General features: G+C 48.6%; 2 tRNA genes and 1 rRNA gene. All 3 read right to left on the bottom strand.

What is annotated here, in order from left to right:
* Positions 1-114 (bottom strand): 23S ribosomal RNA (locus tag F3J29_RS22600); the annotation flags it as partial.
* 206 nt (positions 115-320) lie between these two features.
* Positions 321-396, bottom strand: a tRNA-Ala gene (locus F3J29_RS22595).
* A gap of 111 nt (positions 397-507) precedes the next feature.
* A tRNA-Ile gene (locus F3J29_RS22590) sits at positions 508-584 on the bottom strand.
* Positions 585-646 lie beyond the last annotated feature (62 nt).

Here is a 646-nt window from a genome sequence, read left to right as displayed (position 1 = left end):
AAATCGCCGGCTATAACGGTTCATATCACCTTACCGACGCTTATCGCAGATTAGCACGTCCTTCATCGCCTCTGACTGCCAGGGCATCCACCGTGTACGCTTAGTCGCTTAACCTCACAACCCGAAGGTGTCTCGTAAGACACAATCGCTGTTGTGAAAATTTGAGAGACTCGAACATGTCTTAACCTCATTCTTTATTACGGAAGAATGAGACGACATGTCGTTTCAATTTTCAGCTTGTTCCGGATTGTTAAAGAGCAAATACTTCGCAGTACACCGTCACCGGTACACTCTGAAGTAAGTTTTGGTGCATGAAATGATGGTGGAGCTAAGCGGGATCGAACCGCTGACCTCCTGCGTGCAAGGCAGGCGCTCTCCCAGCTGAGCTATAGCCCCATCGATTTCGTAAAACCTTAATTACCGTGAATTCTTTGCTAGTCAAGGCGCAGCGCCACGAAACATACTTCAGTATGCGAGTGGTGCTGTAACGCAGGATAGCGGAGAATTTGGTAGGCCTGAGTGGACTTGAACCACCGACCTCACCCTTATCAGGGGTGCGCTCTAACCACCTGAGCTACAAGCCTATAAGGTTTTACTGCTCGTTTTCTATCAGACAATCTGTGTGAGCACTACGCGGGTTGTATCT

This window comes from Enterobacter sp. Cy-643 (genome assembly GCF_011752815.1).
In the GTDB taxonomy this organism is placed as follows: Bacteria; Pseudomonadota; Gammaproteobacteria; order Enterobacterales; family Enterobacteriaceae; genus Cedecea.
The sequence above is the reverse complement of the archived record's forward strand: the minus strand, read 5'-3'. Positions and strand labels throughout refer to the sequence as shown.